General features: G+C 72.1%; 19 protein-coding genes. 8 read left to right on the top strand and 11 right to left on the bottom strand.

All coding sequences use genetic code 11. The annotated features are described in order from the left end of the window. The coding region (locus Q0741_RS19015; RefSeq protein ID WP_298234762.1) for a general secretion pathway protein GspB at window positions 1-554 on the top strand (554 nt) is incomplete at its 5' end. A gap of 72 nt (window positions 555-626) precedes the next feature. Here the strand turns inward: Q0741_RS19015 and Q0741_RS19010 are convergent. Continuing rightward, a complete protein-coding gene (locus tag Q0741_RS19010; RefSeq protein WP_298234761.1) occupies window positions 627-938 on the bottom strand; it encodes a CBS domain-containing protein in 312 nt (103 codons plus the stop codon). 163 nt (window positions 939-1,101) lie between these two features. Between Q0741_RS19010 and Q0741_RS19005 the strand changes: the two genes are divergently transcribed. Continuing rightward, window positions 1,102-1,968 (top strand): extracellular solute-binding protein, encoded by an 867-nt coding sequence (locus Q0741_RS19005; protein ID WP_298234760.1) that lies wholly within the window; start codon window positions 1,102-1,104, stop codon window positions 1,966-1,968. Beyond that, complete coding sequence (locus tag Q0741_RS19000) at window positions 1,965-2,171, top strand: hypothetical protein (protein ID WP_298234759.1); 207 nt, start codon at window positions 1,965-1,967, stop codon at window positions 2,169-2,171. Before Q0741_RS19005 ends, Q0741_RS19000 begins: the two co-directional genes overlap by 4 nt. Window positions 2,172-2,359: 188 nt before the next feature. Here Q0741_RS19000 and Q0741_RS18995 read toward each other — a convergent pair whose 3' ends face one another. The 3 genes from Q0741_RS18995 to dinB all read right to left on the bottom strand — a co-directional run bounded on the left by Q0741_RS18995 (window position 2,360) and on the right by dinB (window position 5,971). After that, on the bottom strand, window positions 2,360-2,752 hold the full coding sequence (locus Q0741_RS18995) for a DUF779 domain-containing protein (RefSeq protein WP_298234764.1): 393 nt from the start codon (window positions 2,750-2,752) through the stop codon (window positions 2,360-2,362). Between the two features lie 107 nt (window positions 2,753-2,859). Beyond that, a complete protein-coding gene (gene adh / locus Q0741_RS18990; protein WP_298234758.1) occupies window positions 2,860-4,380 on the bottom strand; it encodes an aldehyde dehydrogenase in 1,521 nt (506 codons plus the stop codon). 331 nt (window positions 4,381-4,711) lie between these two features. Beyond that, entirely contained in the window at window positions 4,712-5,971 is a 1,260-nt protein-coding gene (gene dinB / locus Q0741_RS18985; RefSeq protein WP_298234763.1) for a DNA polymerase IV, read from the bottom strand. A 189-nt stretch (window positions 5,972-6,160) separates the two neighbouring features. Between dinB and Q0741_RS18980 the strand changes: the two genes are divergently transcribed. After that, window positions 6,161-6,427, top strand: a complete 267-nt coding sequence (locus tag Q0741_RS18980; RefSeq protein WP_298234757.1) for a hypothetical protein — start codon at window positions 6,161-6,163, stop codon at window positions 6,425-6,427. A gap of 96 nt (window positions 6,428-6,523) precedes the next feature. Then, a complete protein-coding gene (locus Q0741_RS18975) occupies window positions 6,524-7,402 on the top strand; it encodes a universal stress protein (RefSeq protein WP_298234756.1) in 879 nt (292 codons plus the stop codon). A gap of 39 nt (window positions 7,403-7,441) precedes the next feature. On the opposite strand, the gene Q0741_RS18970 is transcribed toward Q0741_RS18975, so the two are convergent. Further along, the gene (locus tag Q0741_RS18970; RefSeq protein WP_298234755.1) at window positions 7,442-7,804 is read right to left on the bottom strand and encodes an HPF/RaiA family ribosome-associated protein; all 363 of its coding nucleotides are present in this window, start codon (window positions 7,802-7,804) and stop codon (window positions 7,442-7,444) included. A 101-nt stretch (window positions 7,805-7,905) separates the two neighbouring features. On the opposite strand from Q0741_RS18970, the gene Q0741_RS18965 reads away from it, so the two are divergent. Genes Q0741_RS18965 through Q0741_RS18955 form a run of 3 tightly spaced genes read left to right on the top strand, consistent with a single transcriptional unit; the run spans window position 7,906 to window position 11,080 of the window. Beyond that, a complete protein-coding gene (locus Q0741_RS18965) occupies window positions 7,906-9,663 on the top strand; it encodes an ATP-dependent DNA ligase (RefSeq protein ID WP_298234754.1) in 1,758 nt (585 codons plus the stop codon). Next, window positions 9,660-10,691, top strand: coding sequence for a patatin-like phospholipase family protein (locus Q0741_RS18960; protein WP_298234753.1), 1,032 nt, complete (start codon window positions 9,660-9,662; stop codon window positions 10,689-10,691). The genes Q0741_RS18965 and Q0741_RS18960 overlap by 4 nt, the downstream gene beginning before the upstream one ends. 53 nt (window positions 10,692-10,744) lie before the next feature. After that, window positions 10,745-11,080 (top strand): hypothetical protein, encoded by a 336-nt coding sequence (locus tag Q0741_RS18955; RefSeq protein ID WP_298234752.1) that lies wholly within the window; start codon window positions 10,745-10,747, stop codon window positions 11,078-11,080. A gap of 88 nt (window positions 11,081-11,168) precedes the next feature. On the opposite strand, the gene Q0741_RS18950 is transcribed toward Q0741_RS18955, so the two are convergent. From Q0741_RS18950 to Q0741_RS18925, 6 genes are all read right to left on the bottom strand, one after another. Continuing rightward, on the bottom strand, window positions 11,169-11,663 hold the full coding sequence (locus tag Q0741_RS18950; protein WP_298234751.1) for a hypothetical protein: 495 nt from the start codon (window positions 11,661-11,663) through the stop codon (window positions 11,169-11,171). A 233-nt stretch (window positions 11,664-11,896) separates the two neighbouring features. After that, window positions 11,897-12,343, bottom strand: coding sequence for a CBS domain-containing protein (locus tag Q0741_RS18945; RefSeq protein ID WP_298234750.1), 447 nt, complete (start codon window positions 12,341-12,343; stop codon window positions 11,897-11,899). 68 nt (window positions 12,344-12,411) lie between these two features. Beyond that, window positions 12,412-13,794, bottom strand: a complete 1,383-nt coding sequence (locus tag Q0741_RS18940; RefSeq protein WP_298234749.1) for an amidohydrolase family protein — start codon at window positions 13,792-13,794, stop codon at window positions 12,412-12,414. Continuing rightward, window positions 13,784-14,587 carry an N-formylglutamate deformylase gene (gene hutG / locus Q0741_RS18935; RefSeq protein WP_298234748.1) on the bottom strand — a complete coding sequence of 268 codons (804 nt, stop codon included), beginning with the start codon at window positions 14,585-14,587 and terminating at the stop codon, window positions 13,784-13,786. Before hutG ends, Q0741_RS18940 begins: the two co-directional genes overlap by 11 nt. Next, window positions 14,584-15,648 (bottom strand): asparaginase, encoded by a 1,065-nt coding sequence (locus tag Q0741_RS18930; protein ID WP_298234747.1) that lies wholly within the window; start codon window positions 15,646-15,648, stop codon window positions 14,584-14,586. Before Q0741_RS18930 ends, hutG begins: the two co-directional genes overlap by 4 nt. 127 nt (window positions 15,649-15,775) lie before the next feature. Then, complete coding sequence (locus Q0741_RS18925; RefSeq protein WP_298234746.1) at window positions 15,776-16,147, bottom strand: hypothetical protein; 372 nt, start codon at window positions 16,145-16,147, stop codon at window positions 15,776-15,778. Window positions 16,148-16,579 lie beyond the last annotated feature (432 nt).

Raw genomic sequence — 16,579 nt, 5'->3', positions numbered from 1 at the left:
CGGGCACGCAGCCGCCGCCCGCCACCACCGCCGCGCCGGCCGTCCCCGCGTCCCCTGTACCAGCCGCGCCGGTGACGCCCGTGACATCGCCGGTGGCGCAGACGGTCCCGCCCACCGCGATCATCACCGCGCCGCCTGAAGCCACGCCCGCTCCGGCGCCCCGGGCCGAGCCCGTGCCGCGCACCCCGGCGGCCACCGCCATGCCGCCGGCCGCGATGACGCCCCCGCCGACGGGTCCGGCAGCCATTGGGCGCCCGGCGACCCAGCCAGCCCCGGCGGCGCCCACGGTCCCGGCATCCCCGGCCAACACGGCTCCCGCGCAGGCGCCGCTGCCCACGCTGGCCGAGCTGCCGCCCGCGCTGCGCCAGTCGCTGCCGACGCTGAACCTGGGCGGCGGCATCTACTCCGCCGAGCCGGCCAACCGGCTGCTGATCGTCAACGGCCAGGTGCTGCGCGAGAAGGCGCAGCTCGCGCCCGAGTTGGTGCTGGAGTCGATCGGGCCGCGGGCGGCGGTGTTCCGGTTCAGGGGGCAGCGTTTCGAGATGCGCTATTGATGCCGGTGTCCGCTGTTGCAGGAACGGATGCCCAGACCCCAGCGGTCCCGTTGGCGCGCCCCAGTACCGGCTTTACTCCGGCATCGCGCTCGGATCGTCCAGCGCCCAGCCCCTGGACGGCGTGCGCCCCGCGTCCAGCCCGTGCAGCCGGTCCGGCTCCGAGGGCGTGGAGATGCCGCTGAGCGCACGCTGCGCGGCCGCCGTGTCGCCCAAGGAAAGCATGCCCACCAGCCGCTCCTGGCGGTCCAGCACCGGCAGGCGGCGGATCCGGGCCCGCTGCATGCGCTCCTCCACCACCTCGTCCAGCGGCTGGCCCTCGTAGCAGCTCTGCACCAGCGCCGTCATCACCTCCGACAGCGGCGTGGCGCTGGCCGTCATGTCCATCCGGCATGCCACGCCGCCACCGCTCCCCGGCTTGGGCGGGGCTCCGCAGAGTTCATCCGCCTGGACTTGGGATGGCGTTGGGGTGCCAGTTATGCTCTGGCGCACATATCGCGCAGGACAGGCGGAACCAGAACAATGGCGTCAAGCCTGTTCCACCGCCGCGATGCCGATCTACCGCCGTGCTCCATCCGGGTACACCACCCCCCTGAACTTCGCCCGGGCCGTGCTCGGCCTGGCCCTGTCCGCTGCCGCGTCTGCCTCTTTCGCGCAAGCGGCGCCGGCCGCTGGTGCCGCCCCCGTCACGGTGTTTGCCGCCGGCAGCCTGCGCGTGGCGCTGACCGAGGCCGCGCGCGCCTTCGAGCGCCAGTCCGGCGTCCAGGTCAAGTTCAACTTCGGCGCCTCCGGGATGCTCAAGGACCGGCTGCTCGGCGGCGAGCCCGGGGAGCTGTTCGCCTCGGCCAACATGGAGCATCCGCAGGCGCTGGCCGCGGCGGGCCGGGCGCGCGCCGTGCAGCCCTTCGCGCGCAACTCGCTGTGCCTGCTGGGCGCGCCGGGTTTCAGCCTGCAGGGCCAGCAGGTGGCGCTGCGGTTGCTCGATCCGGCGTTGCGCGTGGGCATCTCCACGCCGGTGGCCGATCCCGCCGGGGACTACGCCTTCCGCTTCTTCGAGCGCATCGAGTCCAGCGGCGCCGGCGGCTCGGGCTCGGCCGATCAGCTCAAGCGGCGCGCGCTGCAGCTCGCCGGCGGGCCCAACTCGCCCACGGCGCCGCCCGACCGCAGCCTGTACGCGATGCTGCTGGGCGAGGGCCGGGCCGACGTCTTCGTCACCTACTGCACCAACGCCGCGCAGGCCGCGCGCGAGAACCCGGCGCTGCCGGTGCTGAGCGTGCCGGCGTCGCTGGAGGTGTCCGCCACCTACGGCCTGGCGCTGCTGCAGGGCGCCTCGCCGGCGGCCGAGGCCTTCGCCGGCTTCCTGCGCGGCGAGGGCGGGCAGGCGGTGTTGCGCGGCTACGGGTTCAGCTCGCCATGACCCGCGGGCTCAAGTCACGTGCCGGCAGCGAGCCCGTGCGGCTGACGCTGCGGCTGCCGGCGGACACGGTGCGCCGGCTGCGCGAGGTGGCGCGCCAGCGGGGCCTGAGCGTCAACGGCCTGCTCGACGAGGCCGCGGCGCTGGCGCTGCTGGAATACGAGTTCATGCGCCATCCCAACGAGGCGCCGCCGCCGCGGAGCTGAACCTGTTTCCTTGAAGGTACTCCGTTCGTCCTGAGGTATCGAAGGATGAACGGCCCACGCCGCAATGCCGCCATCGGCCGCAGCGCCCCTTCGTACTTCGATGCGACCGCAGGGCGCACCCTGCCCTGAGGTATCGAAGGGTCAGCACGAACGGGCTTTCAGCGTTCGGAGACTCTGTTCGGGCTCCCTCACACCTTCCCGTTCGCCTCCAGCCAGCGCCACTCGGCGTCCTCGTACAGCCGCGCGCGCGAGACGAAGTGCTGCCCCGTGGCGCCTTCGAGCGAGAACATGCCGCCGCGCCCGGGCTCGGCGTCGAGGATCAGCTGCGAGCCGCTCCAGTACTCGAACAGCGCCTCGTTGATGTAGAAGGGCTCGCCATCGACGTGGCCCAGCAGCCGGTCGCCGTCGCTCACCAGCAGCTCGCCGCGGCCATAGCACATGGGCGCGCTGCCGTCGCAGCAGCCGCCGGACTGGTAGAACATCAGCGCCCCGTGCTGCGCGCGCACGCGCGCGATCAGCGCCAGCGCCGCCGGCGTGGCCACCACCTGCTGCACTTCCTTCATCTCGTCGGCCGTGGACATCGGCATTCCCGTGCTCGTTGCGGCATCAATGAAAAAAGCGGCGGCATCGCGCCGCCGCCCTCCCTGGCGATCCGTCTAGGGAAGGGCCCTCGCGGGGCCCCGCCCGATCAGAAGAAGCCCAGCGCGTTCTCGCCGTAGCTGACCAGCAGGTTCTTGGTCTGCTGGTAGTGGTCCAGCATCATCTTGTGCGTCTCGCGGCCGATGCCCGACTGCTTGTAGCCGCCGAAGGCCGCGTGGGCCGGGTAGGCGTGGTAGCAGTTGGTCCACACGCGGCCGGCCTGGATGCCGCGGCCCATGCGGAACGCGGTGTTCATGTCGCGGCTCCACACACCGGCGCCCAGGCCGAAGTTGGTGTCGTTGGCGATGGCCAGCGCCTCTTCCTCGTCCTTGAAGGTCGTCACCGACAGCACGGGGCCGAAGATCTCCTCCTGGAAGATGCGCATCTTGTTGTGGCCCTTGAAGACGGTGGGCTTGATGTAGAAGCCGCCTTCGAGGTCGCCGCCCAGGCTGTTGCGCTCGCCGCCGATCAGCACTTCGGCGCCTTCGCCGCGGCCGATGTCCATGTACGACAGGATCTTCTTGAGCTGCTCGTCGGAGGCCTGGGCACCGATCATGGTGTTGGCGTCCAGCGGGTTGCCGGCCTTGATGGCGGCCACGCGCTTGATGGCGCGCTCGATGAAGGCCTCATAGATGGACTCTTGCACCAGGGCGCGCGAAGGGCAGGTGCAGACCTCGCCCTGGTTGAGCGCGAACATGGCGAAGCCTTCCAGCGCCTTGTCGAAGAAGGCGTCGTCCTTGGCCATCACGTCGGCGAAGAAGATGTTGGGCGACTTGCCGCCCAGCTCCAGCGTGACGGGGATCAGGTTCTGGCTGGCGTACTGCATGATCAGCCGGCCCGTGCCCGTCTCGCCGGTGAAGGCGATCTTGGAGATGCGCTTGGACGAGGCCAGCGGCTTGCCGGCTTCCACGCCGAAGCCGTTGACGACGTTGACCACGCCCGGGGGCAGCAGGTCGCCGATGACTTCCATCAGCACCAGCACCGACACGGGGGTCTGCTCGGCGGGCTTGAGCACGACGCAGTTGCCCGCGGCCAGGGCCGGAGCCAGCTTCCACACGGCCATCAGCAGCGGGAAGTTCCAGGGAATGATCTGGCCCACGACGCCCAGCGGCTCGTGGAAGTGGTAGGCGTAGGTCTGGTGGTCGATCTCGCTGATCGTGCCTTCCTGCGAGCGCACGCAGCCGGCGAAGTAGCGGAAGTGGTCGATGGCCAGCGGCAGGTCGGCGGCCCTGGTTTCACGGATGGGCTTGCCGTTGTCCCAGGTCTCGGCCGTGGCCAGCAGCTCCAGGTTCTGCTCCATGCGGTCGGCGATCTTCAGCAGGACAGCGGAGCGCTCGGTGGGCGAGGTGCGGCCCCAGGCGGCCTTGGCGGCGTGCGCGGCGTCCAGCGCGCGCTCGATGTCCTCTTCCGTGGAGCGGGGGATCTCGCAGAAGGGCTTGCCCGTCACCGGGGTGACGTTCTCGAAGTACTGACCCTTGGCCGGCTCGACCCACTGGCCGCCAATGAAGTTGCCGTAGCGCTTCTTGAAGTTGACCGGGAAACCAAATTTGCCGGGTTCGAGCATGTCCATGCGTGTCTCCTTGTGAACGCGTCTGTGGGGAAGTGGCCCCTGCGGCCGTTTGGGTTTGCGGCCGCCGGGGCGCTGGATCAGGTTGCGGCATCCCTATTGCCAGGACCGTGCCAGGCGCACGGCGGCGGGCTTTGCGGCCCCGCGGGCCTCACAAACTCCGGGTCAGTACCGAGGCCGGTGCCGGCGCTGTGACGTCAGCACTGCTCCAGGGCTAGGCGCTGTCCCAGGGCGTCACAACACTTGACGTCATCAGGGTTTTGCACGCCTTTGCATATGCAACAACCGCGGGTCAAGGCGCTGCGAATCCAGTCGTCGCCATCGCGGCCTGGGGTCAGGCCGGCGCGTCGAACAGTGGCAGCTCCGGCTGCGTGGGCAACTGCGCCTGCGTGGTCGCCGGTGCCGCACCGGCCGCGGTCTTGCGCGCGGCACGCGGCGCGGGCGCGGGGGCGTCGGCGCGGCTGAGCGAGCCCACGCGGATGCCCAGCAGCCGCAACCGCTTGCTGAAGTCCACCCGCTTGAGGCACAGGCCCGCGGCGCGGCGGATGGCCACGGCGTCGGCGGTGGGCGCGGGCAGGGTCTGGTCGCGCGTGACCGTCCGGAAATCCTCGAAGCGCAGCTTGATGCCGATGGTGCGGCCCCGGTAGCCCTTGCGCTGCAGGTCCTCGGCCACCTGCTGCGCCAGCCGCGTGAAGATGGCCGAGAGCTGCGCGCGGTCGCGCACCGCGTGCAGGTCGCGCTCGAAGGTGGTTTCGCGGCTGATGGACACCGGCTCGCTGTGCGTGACCACCGGCCGCTCGTCCAGGCCGTGCGAGGCCTCGTACAGCCACTGCCCGTAGCTGCGGCCGAAGCGCTCGATGAGCCAGGCGGGCTCGCGCTGCGCCAGCTCGCCGATGCTGCGGATGCCCAGCGCTTCGAGCTTGGCGCCGGCCTTGGGGCCGATGCCGTTGATGCGCCGCACCGGCAGCGGCCAGATGCGCGTGGGCAGGTCCTGCAGCGTCAGCACCGTCAGGCCGTCGGGCTTGTCCAGCTCGGAGGCGATCTTGGACAGCAACTTGTTGGGCGTGACGCCGATGGAGCAGGTGAGCCCCGTGGCGGCGCGCACGTTGTTGCGGATCTCCTGCGCCACGGCGCGCACGCCGGCCAACGGGTCGTGGCCCAGCACCTCGTGGACCGCGGGCAGATCGCTCAGGTCGATGTAGATCTCGTCGATGCCACGGTCCTCGATCACCGGCGCGATCTCCGCCACCGCGGCCTTGAAGCGGCGCGACATGGCACGGTAGGCGTCGAAGTCGGCGGGCAGCAGCACGGCATCGGGCGCGAGCTGCGCGGCCTTCATCAGGCCCATGCCCGAGTGCACGCCGTAGGCGCGCGCCGGGTAGGTGGCGGTGGTGATGACGCCGCGGCCGGCGTAGTCGCGCAGCCGCGCATAGCGGCGGCTGCCGTCGGACGACTCCTCGGGCTGGTGCGCGCGCCGCCCGCCGATGACCACCGGCAGCCCGCGCAGCTCCGGATAACGCAGCAGCTCCACGGACGCATAGAAGGCGTCCATGTCGAGGTGCGCGATCCAGCGCTGGCGTCCCGGGCTGTGCATGCGTACAGCATAGCGGGCGGGGCGGCGGCGCACTTCGATGCGCGCGCGACCGTGCCGCGCGGCGCACGCCCCCAGGGCCGCGCCGGCCTCAGCGGCTACCATGGCGGGTTTGCGGCCGAGTGCCTGGCCGGGCACCTTGGCCTACCGTTTCCCGCAACCCGATCCGCGTCCGCGAGAGAGAACCGCTGCATGACCACCCCCGGCCTGATACGCCTGCTACCGGGCCAGCGCCAGCTGATCTTCAACACCGACGGCTCCAACGCGCGCTGGTACCGGGTGTTCAACCGCGGCCAGTCGCCCATGGGCGTGATCTACGCCAACAACCCCGGCACCACCGCCTCGCTGTCGCAGACCATCGAGCCCGGCCGCTCCATGGACTTCCTGGCCTACCGCCTGGAGGTGCGGCATCTCTCGGGCACCCACATCCTCGACGGGCTGTACGAGGCACTGCCCTGAAACCATCCCGCCTGGGCGGGGCGCACTAGCATCGGCGGGCCGCCGGCGGTCGTGGCGGCGCATCGTGAATTCCTCAACCAATGAAGGAGCTGTGACATGAGCGAGCTGCGCCGGATCGTGGTGCACGTCAGCGACAGCCCGCGCGCCCGCGAGGTGGCGCTGTGGGCGGCGTCGTTGGCGGACGAGCATGGGGCCGAACTGGAGGCGGTGCACGCGGTGGAGGCCACGCCCACGGCGGCCTACCTCACGCCGGAGGCCACCACCATCGCCACGCAGCTGAGCATCGACAGCGACCGTGGACGCATGGAGCAGGCGCGGGCGCTGATCGACGAGCTGGGCCAGTTCCGCGAGAAGCCGCTGCCCTTCGAGAGCGTGCTGGCCGACCCGCTGCCCACGCTGCTGCGCCACGTGCGCTGCGCCGACCTGCTGGTGATGGGCCAGCACGACCCGGAGACGCCCGACGGCACCGCGTCCGGGCTGGCCGGTCGGGTGCTGATGGGCGCGGGCTGTCCGGTGCTGCTCGTGCCCTACACCGACGGCCATGGCGGCCCGCGCCCGCGCGCGGTGCGCAACGTGCTGGTGGCTTGGAACGGCAGCCGCGAGAGCGTGCGCGCGCTGCGCGACGCGCTGCCGCTGCTCAGGCGCGCGGCCAGCGTGGAGCTGGTGCGCTTCGTGCGGGGCGACGACGAGGTGCCGCCGCTGGAGCCGCTGGTGCAGTACCTGGGCCTGCACGGCGTGCGCGCCACGTGCAGCCTACAGCGCAGCCGCGAGCCCTCGGTGGGCGAGCGGCTGCTGTCGCCCTGGACGCCCGATGCCCCGGTGGCCGAGGCGCTGCTGTCACGCGCGGCGGACGTGGACGCCGACCTGATCGTCATTGGCGGCTACGGCCATACACGCGCCTGGGAACTGGTCCTGGGCGGCGTCACGCGCACGCTGCTGCAGTCGATGACGGTGCCGGTGCTGATGTCGCATTGAGGCGCGCGGGGCGGGCGCGCTGGCGCGCCCGCGGCGGGATTACAACCCGTCCACCCCCTCGCGCCGGATGGTTTCGCGCGCATTCTTGGTCTTGTCTTGCACCTTGCCCACGCTGCTGTCGAGCACGCGCAGGAGCTTCTCGATGGCGCCGTCGATGGCGGCGCGCATGTCGCCGGTCTGGTGGCTGGCGGTGAGCTGGCCGTGGCCGGCGACGCGGGCCTCGATCAGGCAGCGCTTGTCGTCGTCGCCCAGCTTGTCGGCATTGTTGTCGCTCAGGTGCACCTCCACGCGCGTGATCTGGTCGGCGTAGCGGTCGAGCTCGGCTTCGAGCATCTGCGCGATCTGGCGCTCCATGTCCTCGCGGCCGGGGATGTGGTCGTCGTGGTTGACTTGTACTTGCATGCTGTGGGTTCCTCTCGGTTTGTGTAGGGCCCGTGCGGGCCGCCGAGCCTGCTACGGCAAGCGGCGTGCGCTGCCGAAGGGCGCGGCATCATGACAGCCTTATGCGCCTGTTCGCCCAGCTTTACGCCGAGCTCGACGCCCGCACCGCCACGCTGGAGAAGGTCGCGGCCCTGCGCCGCTACTTGGCCGTGGCGTCCCCGGCCGACGCGGCCTGGGCCGTGTACTTCCTGGCCGGCGGCAAGCCGCGCCAGAGCGTGCCCGGCGCGCTCATGCGCGCCACGGCCTGCCAGCTGGCGGGCATCCCGGACTGGCTGTTCGAGGAGAGCTACCAGGCCGTGGGGGACCTGGCCGAAACCATCGCCCTGGTGCTGCCGCCGCCGGCCAGCCGCGAGGGCGAGGAGGTGGGCCTGGCGGAGTGGGTCGAAACCCGGCTGCTGCCCCTGCGCGGCCAGCCGCCGCAGGCCCAGGCGCAGTGCCTGGCGTTGTGGTGGGGCACCCTGGACACGCCCGCGCGCTTCCTGCTGTGCAAGCTCATCAGCGGCTCCTTCCGCGTCGGCGTGAGCAAACTGCTGGTGCAGCGCGCGCTGGCCGAGCACGCCGGCCTGGACGCCAAGCTGATGGCGCAGCGCATGATGGGCTACACCGACGCGCGCCAGCCCCCCGGCGCGGCGCGCTTCCTGGCGCTGCTGGCGCCGCAGGATGCCACCGCCGCGCCCGCCGACAGCGGCCAGCCGTATCCCTTCTTCCTCGCGCATGCGCTGGAGGCGGTGCCCGAAGGGCTGGGAACGCCGGCGGACTGGATCGTGGAGTGGAAGTACGACGGCATCCGCGCCCAGGTGGTGCGCCGCGCCGGGCAGTGCTGGATCTGGTCGCGCGGCGAGGAACTCGTCACCGAGCGCTTCCCGGAGGTGGTGGCGCTGGCGCAGGCGCTGCCCGATGGCACGGTGGTGGACGGCGAGATCCTGGCCTGGCAGGACGGTCGCCCCGCGCCCTTCGCCAGGCTGCAGCAGCGCCTCAACCGCAAGACGCTGCCGCGCAAGCTGCTGCAGGAAGCGCCGGTGACGCTCCTGGCTTACGACCTGCTCGAAGAGCACGGGCACGACCTGCGTGGCGAGCCGCTGCTGCGCCGGCGCGAGCGGCTGGAGGCGCTGGGCGCGCGCACCGGGCTGCCGGTGTCGCCGCTGCTGGAAGCCGACAGCTGGGAGGCGCTGGCCGCGCAGCGCGCCGCCAGCCGCGAGCGCGGCGTCGAGGGCCTGATGCTCAAGCAGCGCGCCGCGCCCTATGGCGCCGGCCGCACCAAGGCTGAAGGGCTGTGGTGGAAGTGGAAGATCGAGCCCATGACGGTGGACGGCGTGCTGGTCTATGCCCAGCGCGGCCACGGACGCCGGGCCAGCGTCTACACCGACTACACCTTCGCGGTGTGGAACCGGCCGCCCGCCGACGCGGCCGAGGCGCAGGCGGTGGTGGAGGCCATCGCGCGGCGCGCACCGGCGCTGCCGGGCGGGCTGCAGCTGGTGCCCTTCACCAAGGCCTATTCGGGGCTCACCGATGCGGAGTTCGGCGAGGTGGACCGCGTCATCCGCGCCAGCACGATCGAGAAGTTCGGCCCGGTGCGCAGCGTGCGGCCGGCGCTGGTGTTCGAGCTGGGCTTCGAGGGCATCGCGCGCAGCCCGCGCCACAAGAGCGGCATCGCGCTGCGCTTCCCGCGCATGCTGCGGCTGCGCCCGGACAAGCCGCTGCACGAGGCCGACACGCTCGCGACGCTGCAGGCGCTGCTGGAGCAGCACGGCGGTGCCGCGGCGGCGCCCGGGGAGGGGGCCGGTGCGCCGGGCGAGGACAGGGAAGGGGATGCGGCATGAGCGAAGTCCTGGCGATCGACCTGGCCCTGCAGGGTGGCGGCTCGCACGGCGCCTTCACCTGGGGCGTGCTGGACGCGCTGCTGGAGGACGGCTCCCTGCGCTTCTCGGGCATCTCCGGCACCAGCGCCGGCGCGCTCAACGCCGCGGTGCTGGCCACGGGCCTGGCGCGCGGCGGCAACGAGGGCGCGCGCCAGGCGCTGCGCGCGTTCTGGCACGACGTGTCGCGCGCCGGCCACTGTTTCGGCGCGCTGCAGCCACCGGCGCTGCCGGGCTGGACGCAGCCGTCCGGCACGCCGCTGTGGGGCTGGACGCCGGCGGACTGGTTCCAGAGCTGGGCGCGCAGCTTCAGCCCCTACCAGCTCAACCCCTTCGGCCTGAACCCGCTGCGCGACCTGGTGGCGCGGCACGTGGACGTGGCGGCGCTGCGCTCGGCGCCGCCGGCCCTGTTCGTCATCGCCACCAGCGTCACCACCGGGCAGCCACGGGTTTTCAGCGGCGAGGGGCTGACGATCGATGCGCTGATGGCCTCCACCTGCCTGCCGCACCTGTTCCGCGCGGTGGAGATCGACGGCGAGCCCTACTGGGACGGCGGCTATGCCGGCAATCCGGCGCTGTGGCCGCTGATCTACGAGACGCCGGAAGCCGACCTGCTGCTGGTGAAGATCAATCCGCTCAAGCGCCCGGCCACGCCGCGCACGGCGCTGGCGATTGCCGACCGCGTGAGCGAGATCGGCTTCAACACCGCGCTGGCGGGCGAGATGCGCGCCATCGCCTTCGTGCAGAAGCTGCTGGCGGAGGAGCGCATCGAGCGGGGGCGCTACAAGGACCTGCGCCTGCACATGATTGCCGACGAGGGCGAACTCGCGGCGCTGGAGGCCGCCACCAAGCTCGACACGCGGCCGTCTTTCCTGGAGCGGCTGTTCGGCCTGGGCCGCGCGGCCGCGCAGCGCTGGTTGAGCGAGCACCGCACCGACGTGGGCGTGCGCGCCACGCTGGACATCGCGGCCACATTCCTTGCGCCGAGGTAAGCGGGCGCTCTTTGCTACCCTCCCGCCCCTGTCGAATAAAGGAGTCGAAACCCATGAAGGACCTGCCCGCGCGCGAGAAGATCGACATCGTCGAGAAGGTGGCCCAGTACCTGGTGCTGGCGGGCGCGCTGGACAAGAGCTCGCCGCTGGAGGATTACGAGCGGGCCAACGAGCTGTCGCTGGAGCTGGCAATGCTGCTGCCGGCGCCGCTGTACCGCAGCCTGGTGGAAGCGACCGCGCACCCCACCGAGCGGCTGAACCCGTCTTCGGTGGCACTGATGGTGCGCAAGGCGCTGTTCGATCCGGACGGCGAGGAGCAACCGGTGCTGCTGGCGGTGCACGTCCCCGGCCTCACCGACAAGCCCACGCGCAGCAAGGCGCATCACTGAGCTGGCAGCGAGCCCCGCGCCCGGGCGCGGGGCTGCACCGAAACGTCAAGAAGGCCGCGACAGCGGCCTTTTTCTTTGGCTTGCGCGCTCAGCCCGCAATATCTCGCCCCGGCCGCGTCGGGTCGTTGTCGGCGGCATCGTGGAGGCGTTCCCAGGCGTCGCGGGCGGCGTGGCGGGCCTGGTCCCAGGGCAGGGTGGAGCCGCTCTGGGCGCGCTCGGCCTCCCAGCCGTGGCCGAGCTCGGACTCGACCTCGGCGTCCCAGCGGCGCGGGCCGCTCTGGCGCTCGTACATGGCCTCGCCGTAGGCATAGGCCGGGCCCCAGTCCTCGAAGCGCGCGCCCTCGGTGATGTAGGGCCGGCTGTTGTAGAGGCGCTGCCAGTGGTCGCTGCCGCTGTTGCGGTGCCAGGAGCTTTCGGCCGTGCCGCCGGCCAGCGCGCCGGCGATGGTGCCCAGCACCGCGCCGGCCAGGCTGCCCACCGGCCCGGCGGCGATGCCGGCCGCCGCACCGGCGGCGGCTCCGCCCGCGGCACCCAGGCCGGCGCCCAGCGGATTCGTCGCCGCCTGCGCGGCCAGCGAGTCCATCGGGTCCTTGGGATCGGAATCGTCCCGGCGGGACGGGTCGGTGTTCGCGGAGGGGGGCGGGGAAGCGGGTGAGGAAGCGGTCATGGCGGCGGACCTTCGGATTCGTCGTGATGCCGCCATTGCAGCGCCGCGGGGTGGAGCGGCCCATAGTCCGCCGCCGTGCGCGCGTGTAGGACGGCGCCGAACGCGCGGCGCCGGGACGACCCGGGCCGCGGCCGGCGCAAGCTCAAGCCTCAGGGTTCGACGCGCGCGCCGGTGATGTAGTGCTCCAGCTGCTCGATGAGGAACTGCTGTTCGGAGATGATGTGCTTGACCAGGTCGCCGATGGAGATCATCCCGAGCAGCTTGCCGTTCTCCATCACCGGCAGGTGGCGCAGGCGGTTCTGCGTCATCACGGCCATGCACTCCTCGGCCGTCTGGCGCGGGCCCACGAACATGACGTTGGTCGTCATCACCAGGTTCACCGCCGTGCTCTTGGAGGCGCGTTCCTGCAGCACGATCTTCCGGGCGTAGTCGCGCTCGGAGAAGATGCCCACCACCGCCGGGCCCTCCATCACCAGCACGGCGCCGATGTTCCTCTCGCACATCAGCTTGATGGCCTCGTACACCGTGTCATGCGGGCGCACGGAAATCACTTCCTGGTTCGGCTTGGACTTCAGGATCTCAAGGGCGGTGGTCATCGGCACTCTCCTTCACGTGAGGTCGGAACACGGGCGGCAGCGGCGCCCATGTCCTTTGTAAACGTTTTTCAGAGACTCCAGATGCTGCGCATCGCGCGCTCGAAGCGCCCGGCGATGGCGGCGCTGTGCGGATGCAGGTGGTTGCGCACCACGAAACGCCCGCCCACCACCGCGTCGCGCCAGGGACGGCCGGGGCTGGAGAACACCAGCGCATCGAGCAGCTGCGGCGCGGGCGTGCCCAGCAGGCTGGCATCGGCGGTGTCGATGACCAGCAGGTCCGCGCGCGCGCCCTCCACCAGGCCCCAGCGCTCCAGGCCGGCGGCGGCCGCGCCGCCCCGCTGCGCCATGGTCCACAGCCGCCCGGCGCCGGAGGTGCTGGGCGTGTTGGGCTTGGCCGGCCCTTGGCGGTGCTGGCGCAACAGCCGCTGCCCGTAGTCCAGCCAACGCAGCTCCTCGCGCCAGGTGCGCGTGACCTGGATGTCCGAGCCCAGGCCCACGGGCACGCCGGCCTCGATCCAGCGCGCCAGGTCCGCCAAGCCGTCGGCCAGGTTGGCCTCGCTGCTGGGGCACACCACCAGGCTCACGCCGGCGCTGCCCGCAGCCTGCACTTCCTCGTCGCTGACGTGGGTACCGTGCACCAGCGTCCAGTGCCGGCCCAGCAGGTCCTGCCGCGCCAGCCACTCCACGGGCCCCGTGCCGGTGGCCTCGCGCCAAGCCCGCACGTAGGCCTGGTGCTCGGCGATCTGCACGTGCACGCGCAGCTCCGGCCCCGCCGCGCGCACGAGTTGCGCCAGCGTGGGCGCTTCCACCGCGGACAGCGCGTGCACGCCCAGCGCGGCGTGCAGCAGCGGCCGGCCGCTCTCGCGCACGGCCTGCGCCTCCCGCAGCGTGTGCTCCAGGTTGCGCGCGAAACGACGCTGCCCCTCCGGCAGCGCCTGGCCGTTGCGCGCATGCTCGCGCAGCACCGGCACGAGCGTGAGCCCGATGCCCGCCTCCTGCGCCGCGTCGGCCAGCGCCCAGGCCATGCGCTGCGCGTCGGGATAGGGGCTGCCGTCGGGCTGCAGGTGCAGGTCGTTGAACTCGACGACGTGGGTGTAGCCCCCGCGCAGCAGCTCCACGTACAGGTGCGAGGCCACGGCCTGCAGCAGCTCGGGCGTGAGCCGCGCGGCAACGTGGTCGCGCAGCGCGCCCCAGGTGTGCAGCCCGGCGCCGGGCGCGTCGAAGCGCTCGGCCAGGCCGGCAAAGGCGCGGTGGAAGGCATGGCTGTGCGCGTTCACCAGCCCCGGCAGCACGGCGCCAGCCAGCGCCAGCGCACCCGCCGGCGGCAGCCCCGCCTGGGGACGGACCTCGCACCAGCGCCCGTCCTCGTCGCTGCGCAGCACCACCTGCTCGGCCCAACCGCCGGGCAGCCAGGCGCGAGGCGCCCACAGGGTCAGCGGCTCAACTTTCATCGGGTCTCCATTCGGTGAGCAGCTGCAGCATGCGCCGCAGCAGCGGCTCGATGCCCGCGACGCGGGACGCATCAAGCCGGTAGGGTGCGTCCTCGACCATGTAGCAGCGCCAGCACATCTCCAGCTGCACCGCGTGGATGCCCTCGGCGGGCCGGCCGTAGTGGCGCGTGATGTAGCCGCCCTTGAAGCGGCCGTCGATGACGTGGCTGTACGCGCTCTGGCCGTCCAGCAATTCGGCCAGCGCCAGGCGCATCGAGGGCGCGCAGCTCGCGCCGTCGGCCGTGCCCAGGTTGAGCGCGGGCAGCTCGCCCTCGAACAGCCACGGCAGCTCGGACTTGATGCTGTGGCCGTCGAAGAGCACCGCGTGCCCGTGCCGCTCGCGCAGCCGCTGCAGTTCCTGCCGCAGCGTCTCGTGGTAGGGCCGCCAGTAACGTTCGCAACGCTGGCGGACCTCGGCCGCATCGGGCGTCTGGCCGGGGCGGTACAGCGGCTCGCCGGTGAAGAAGCTCACCGGGCACAGCCCGGTGGTGTTGACGCCGCTGTACATCGGCGTGTCCTCGCGCGGGCGGTTGAGGTCGATGACGTAGCGGCTGTAGCGCGCCGCCAGCACCGTGGCGCCGAGCTCGCGCGCGAAGGCGTACAGCGGCTGCAGGTGCCAGTCGGTGTCCTCCACCTCCAGCGCGCGCGGCACGAGGCGCTGGCGCAGCTCGGGCGGGATCTCGGTGCCCACGTGGGGCAGGCTCAGCAGCAGTGGCGTGGTGCCGCGCTGCAGCGAAAAAACGGCTTCACTCATCCCGGCAGGTCTCCCAGGGTCCGGTGCGCGGCCGCGGGCCGCAGCACCTCGGTAGCACGCAGCGCGCCCACTTCCAGGCCGCGCCGGTTGAGCTGCGGACGCGGGCTCCAGGCGCTCAGCGCGGCGGCTTCGCGCTCGTCCAGCGGCAGCAGCGCCGACACCAGCGCCGCCAGCGCCACCTCCGCGGCGCGGCCGGCGCCGTCGTCGATCTTGAGCGCCAAACCTACGCCCAGCTCTGGCAGCGCAGCGCAGTACATGCCTTCGGCGCCGCCCTTGCAGAACAGCCGTTCGCGCAGCGCCTCCATCACCAGCGTGTCCGAGCGCTCGCTGCCCGCTACCAGGAAGGGATGCCGGGCCACCGCCGTGCGCAGCCGCCGCGCGGCGAGGGCCATGTCCGGCGGCAGCCCGGTGCCGCCGCCCGCGCGTGCGAAGGCCCGCGCGAGGTGTCGCAGCGGGATGGCATGGGTGGGAATCGAGCAGCCGTCGATGCCGCAAGGCGCGCGGGCCAGGTCGAAGCCGGTGGCCGTCTGCAGCGCGTGCTCCACCTCGCGCATGAGCGGGTGGCTGCGCTGCACGTAGCCGGCGACGAAGCCGCGCGCGTCGCGATCGCCGGCCAAGTGCGCGCCCAGGCACAGGAAGCCGCTGTGCTTGCCGGAGCAGTTGTTGTGCAGCGCGCTGGGCTCGCGCCCGGCGGCGGCCAGCGCGCGCGCCGCGGGCTCGAAGTAGGGCCAGTGCACGCCGCATTCCAGCGTGTCGGCGTCCAGTCCCACGCGCCGCAGCGTGGACAGCGCCGTGCGCACGTGCGGCTCCTCGCCGCCGTGCGAGGCGCAGGCCAGCGCCAGCGCGGCGTCGTCGAGCCCGAAGGCATCGGCGGCGCCGCTGGCCACCAGCGGCAGCGCCTGCAGCAGCTTCACGGCCGAGCGCGGGAAGACGGGGAGGTCGATGTCGCCCGCGGACCAGCGCACGCCGCCGTCCGCATCGATCACGGCGAAGGAGCCGCGATGCCGCGACTCCACCACGCCGCCGCGCCAGGTTTCGACCAGGACCGGATGGGTGCTCATCGCCAGGGCCTCCACGCGTGAACGGGCACGCGGCCACTGTAGCGGCCACGCCGGGGCGGCAGGCTCCGTGAAGGCGGCACTTGCGGCGCCCCGGCACCGGGCCCCGGCGGCACCGTGCGGGCGGGGCTCAGGGCGCGGCCCGCTGCTCGGTCGCGGCGCCGCGGCGGTGCAAGCCGAGCTGGTGGCACAGGTCGCGGATGTCCTGCCGCGCCTCTTCCAGCCCCGGGCGCAGCACGCGGCGCGCATCGCCGGCGCGGCAGTCCGCGAGCTGGCAGGCCTGCTCGGCCAGCGCCTCCAGCTCGCGCAGCGCCAGGGCCACGGCTTCGTCCTGGTTGCGCAAGTGCAGCGCGCGTGCCTGCTGCGACTCCTCGCTGAGCCGGTGCAGGCAGGCCCGCAAGTCCTCGGCCACGCCGCGTACCACGGCACTGGCCTGCACGGCTTGCACGAGCTCGTTCTCGATCTTGGAAAGGCGTCGGTAGATCTCGAGATGCGCGTCCATGGCTGCACGGAAGTGGAAGCCCGCGCGAGTGGCAAACCTCGTGCCCGCGCAGGGCCGCTCCATCCGCGCCCGCCGTCCTGCACGGTCCGCCCGGAGGACTCCCGGGCGAGCTTGGCGAGGTTGCGGGACGACATGGCGATGCCGTTGAGCCTGCAACCGGAGCCGCAAGCGCCAGGGAAGGCCGATCCGGGGACACTTCGAAGAATTTTGTGAGCCTGTGCTGAACATCCCAAAAAACTGTCATACAATGCGACCCACGCCAACGACGCAGCGATGCATCAAAGGCTCAGATGATGAGCCAGCGATTACAATCATCGCCGTGTCGGCTGTCAGCGGTTGCTGGCGGACAAACCGGTTGCAGTGATGCACCGAATCCCCTGCGGGAATAGCTCAGTTGGTAGAGCGCAACCTTGCCAAGGTTGAGGTCGCGAG

It is taken from the genome of uncultured Azohydromonas sp., from assembly GCF_937926365.1.
GTDB lineage: Bacteria > Pseudomonadota > Gammaproteobacteria > Burkholderiales > Burkholderiaceae_C > Azohydromonas.
The sequence above is the reverse complement of the archived record's forward strand: the minus strand, read 5'-3'. Positions and strand labels throughout refer to the sequence as shown.